The sequence below is a fragment of the Ensifer sp. NPDC090286 genome (genome assembly GCF_044769565.1).
In the GTDB taxonomy this organism is placed as follows: Bacteria; Pseudomonadota; Alphaproteobacteria; order Rhizobiales; family Rhizobiaceae; genus Ensifer.
This window is the reverse complement of the sequence record NZ_JBIVYF010000017.1, coordinates 1-4,262: the sequence shown is the minus strand read 5'-3', so window position 1 is coordinate 4,262 and position 4,262 is coordinate 1. Positions and strand designations below refer to the sequence as shown.

4 protein-coding genes are annotated in these 4,262 nt (G+C 59.3%); all 4 read left to right on the top strand.

What is annotated here, in order from left to right; genetic code table 11:
- The first annotated feature begins 249 nt into the window (after positions 1-249).
- Positions 250-759 carry a GrpB family protein gene (locus tag ACIQUG_RS34610; RefSeq protein ID WP_402326927.1) on the top strand — a complete coding sequence of 170 codons (510 nt, stop codon included), beginning with the start codon at positions 250-252 and terminating at the stop codon, positions 757-759.
- A gap of 228 nt (positions 760-987) precedes the next feature.
- Positions 988-2,238 (top strand): site-specific integrase, encoded by a 1,251-nt coding sequence (locus ACIQUG_RS34605; RefSeq protein WP_402326925.1) that lies wholly within the window; start codon positions 988-990, stop codon positions 2,236-2,238.
- A 59-nt stretch (positions 2,239-2,297) separates the two neighbouring features.
- Entirely contained in the window at positions 2,298-3,182 is an 885-nt protein-coding gene (locus ACIQUG_RS34600; RefSeq protein WP_402326924.1) for a tyrosine-type recombinase/integrase, read from the top strand.
- On the top strand, positions 3,179-4,174 hold the full coding sequence (locus tag ACIQUG_RS34595) for a tyrosine-type recombinase/integrase (RefSeq protein WP_402326923.1): 996 nt from the start codon (positions 3,179-3,181) through the stop codon (positions 4,172-4,174). Before ACIQUG_RS34600 ends, ACIQUG_RS34595 begins: the two co-directional genes overlap by 4 nt.
- Positions 4,175-4,262 lie beyond the last annotated feature (88 nt).

The following is a 4,262-nucleotide window of genomic DNA, read 5'->3' as shown; positions in this document are numbered from 1 at the left end:
CCATTATGCCGGGTTCCGGATTATGCCGCGCGGAGCGAGGAATAAGCCATGTTTTCGGCGAAGGATCTCGGCATAAGAACGCTTGCGGTCTGTCCCGAAGGTCGGTTCAATCAGAGCCAAGTAGTCGCAGAGGGGTGTACGGCGACCCCACGCTTTGCTCCTCTGAATGAGCAAGTTGCGCCAGTTTCGGGCGTTTAATCTACGACCATATGCATTAGGCTTGTGACCGCGTTGCTGTTGGAGGGCGTGATGGCGTTGACTAGCAAGATTTCCGAGTACGACGATCGATGGCCTGACATGTTCGATGCTGAAAAGGCTCGGCTTGAAGGAGTGTTCGGCACTAAGGCGGTTGAAATACATCATGTTGGAAGCACGGCAGTTCCGGGCCTTGCCGCAAAGCCAGAAATCGATCTGTTGGTGGTGGTCTCTGATCACGGAGATGAAGCCGAAATTGGTCAGGCAATGGCATCGTTCGGATATGTACGAGGAACGAACCTCTCGGAAGGACACCACTTTTATCGTCGCGATGTTGAGGGAATCCGAACCCATAAGGTCCATGTTTGCCTTACGGGGCATTGGCAGATTTCCAGGATGCTGCTCTTCCGCAATATGCTCAGGCAGGATGCCGACCTGCGGCGAGGATATCAGAAGCTGAAGTTAGAGCTGGAATCTACGAACCAGCATGGGATTGGGGAATACCTAGCCCGAAAAGCCCCCTTTATCGATACTGTTATGGGTCCTCCACCGAAGGCGCAATGACCGCAATGGGCCAAATCTTGCGCTTCTTGGTGCGGATGCCATCGACGGCTTTTGGTCGAGTCAATCCTTCCAGTCAAACGCCCGCCGAAGCAACGTTGAAAGCGCCTTTTAGGCGACTGATCTCGTGCAGTGCAGGTCGCCTTTACGGGATTGCAACCGATTTTGCTTGCGAACTGACCTTCTGAAATCAGGGATTGCGCCTTTCACCTGAAACGAAAGGAATGATCTATGATCTCAGGGGAAGTTGTAAGTGGCGAAACGGGAATCAGGACGACTTGGACCGCGCGTTGCAGCCAAGAATTCCTGGAACGACTAAGAGCGCAAGGGTATGCACGATGCACTGTGCGTACCTATGAGGGCACCGTCGGGCGATTCTGCGCGGAGGTCCAGAAGCGCAGCCTCAGTTTCGGCAAACTCGACGGGGTAGTGCTGGAAGCCGTTCGGCGGGCCGTGCTGGCGGAAACAAGCGAGAGCGCGCGCACTTACGCGAAATTTTGCCTGACCCGGTTCATCGACTATCTCGTCGATACCGGTGTTGCCAGTCTGCTCGAACCGCCCGGCACGGAGCCGACGGCTCTGGACCGTCTGCGCGAGGAATACGACGCCTATTTGCGTCAGCAGCGTGCCTTGAGCGAGGCAACAATCTATCACTGTCAACGCTTTCTCGAACGGTTCATGGCCTTCCGCTTCGGGGCCTTGCTGGGTGACCTTAACGCAATCACTCCTGACGACATCATTGCTTTCCTCGGTCAGCTCAAGGCTGGATCGCGGCCCTACCGGGACAAGACACCGCCGACGCATCTGCGCAACCTGTTCAAGTTCCTGTTTTGGAGCGGCAAGACGAAGCGCAATCTGGCCAACAGCGTTCCGCGCATGGTCCAGCCGCAACCGGCGAACCTGCCGCGTTATCTCCGATCGGACGAGGTTCGACGGCTGATCGAGGCGGTCCGTACGGACGATCCTGTCGGCCGCCGCAATTACGCGATGCTGCTGGTCATGGCTCGCCTCGGGCTGCGATCGCCCGAGGTCATCGCGATCCGGCTTGAGGATATCGATTGGCGAGCCGGCGAGATCCTGATCCGAGGTAAGGGCAAATTGCATGACCGCATGCCACTTCCGTCGGAAGTGGGCGAGGCCATCGTCGATTACCTCAGAAACGGACGTCGTGGAGAATCGCGAGCGTTGTTCGTCTCCAGCAAGATCCCGTATCGCCCTTTCGAGGATGCGCAGATCCTGAACACTATTCTGCGCAGCGCCTTCGAAAAGACCGGGTTGAAGCCGCCGCAAAAATACGTCGGCTCCCATGTGCTCCGCCACAGCCTTGCCACCGACATGCTTCGCAACGGAGCCTCGCTCGACGAAATCGGGGATGTGCTGCGGCATCGTTCCCGTATGACCACCACAATCTACGCCAAGCACGACATCGAAGGCTTGCGGTCGATCGCGCGGGCCTGGCCGGTTGCGGGAGGCGCCCAATGAGATCGCTCACTGATCGCCTCGAGCAGTATCTCGCCGTACGGCGCAGCCTTGGCGCCGATTTGTCCTTCTACGAACGCGTGATGCGCCGCTTCACCGCATTTGCTGACGCCGAGGGGGCGGATCACATCACCGCCGATCTGTTCCTGCGCTGGAAGGAGCACTTCGGATCGGCGAACAACAACACTTGGTGCTGTCGCCTAGGCATGGTGCGTGGCTTTGCGAACTGGCTGCAGGGGATCGATCCGCGCACTGAGATTCCGCCGGCAGGTCTGATATCCGGAAAATTCCGACGATCGCGGCCTTACATCTACACCCCTGATCAGATCGCCGCGATCGTGACAGAAGCAGCGCGGCTTCCCTCCTCTTATGGACTTCGCGGTTGGACCTGCTCAACGCTGTTCGGGCTGATCGCAGTTACGGGGTTGCGCGTCAGCGAGGCGATCGGTCTCGACGATGGGGATGTCGATCTCGATTCGGCGGTGCTCACCGTACGGCGCGGAAAGAACGGCAAGTCGCGCTTCGTCCCGATAACGACCTGTGCCGCCGGCCAACTTCGCGCCTACCGCACCGAGCGAGACCGCATCCTTGGCAACGGCTCCAGGCCGTTCTTCCGCTTTGAGAGCAGTGAGCGACCGACCGATTGTGGTGCCCGCTACAACTTCGCCCAGGTGTCGCAGCGGCTTGGCATTCGCGAGCCACAGGACTTCACCCGCCACGGCCGCGGTCCGCGCATTCACGATCTCAGGCACACCTTCGCTGTCCGCACGATCATGGACTGGTATCGAAAGGGTCTCGATGCCGATCGCGAGATGATCAAGCTCAGCACCTACCTGGGACACACGGACCCAGAGCACACGTACTGGTACATCGAGGCGGTTCCGGAGCTCCTGCAACTGGCCGCCGACCGCGCGGAACTGTCGATTGTGGAGCGGGGCGCAGAATGAAGACCTATCCGCTCCCCATCTATGTGCAGCGCTTCTTCACGGAGCGCCTCGCGACCCAGCTTCACGCCAGCCCGAATACGATCGCAAGCTATCGTGACACATTCCGCCTGCTGCTCAAGTACGCTACCGCGCAAGTCGGACGAGAGCCGACGGACCTCCAGGTTGCCGATATCGGCGCGGATCTCGTTGGCGGATTCCTGAGCTATATTGAGACCACACGCGGAAACGCTGCCCGGAGCCGCAACACGCGCCTGGCGGCGATCCGGTCATTCTTCAAATATGTAGCCGTCAACGAACCACAGCTCTTGCACCACTGCCAGCGCGTTTTGGCGATGCCGTCCAAACGGCACGAGAAACGGACGATCGACTATCTGACTCGCACGGAAATCGACGCGCTCATTGCCGCGCCCGAGCCTTCGACCTGGAGTGGCCGACGCGATCGTACCCTTCTCTTGCTCGCCGTACAGACCGGCCTCCGCGTCTCGGAGCTAGTCAATTTGACCTGCGGCGATATCGCTTTGGGAACCGGCGCCCATGTCCGGTGTATAGGCAAGGGACGGAAGGAGCGCGCAACCCCGCTCAGGAAAGACTGTGTTAAGGCCCTCCGCATTTGGCTTGCCGAGCGTGCCAGCGCCGAGACCGAGCCTCTGTTCGTCAGCAACCGCGGCGATCGCCTCAGCCGTGATGCCGTCGAGCGCATTGTCCGTTGCCACGTGGGTATGGCTTCTCAACATTGCTCCACCCTGAAGCGCAAACGCGTGACACCCCATGTCCTGCGCCATACGGCTGCCATGCAACTTCTGCAGAACGGCGTCGATCGGACGGTGATTGCACTCTGGCTCGGCCACGAGAGCGTCGAAACAACGCAAATGTATATCCACGCGGATATCCAGTTGAAGGAGCAAGCGATGGCAAAGACAGAGCCTCTATCCGCACCCGTTGGCCGCTATCGTCCGAGTGACGAGCTGCTCGCCTTCCTGGAAACGCTCTGATTATGCCGACTGGCCGCGCCGGTAGCTGGGGTTATTGCTAGCCTTCGGACACCGGCGCGGCATAATCCGGAACCCGGCATAATGGATG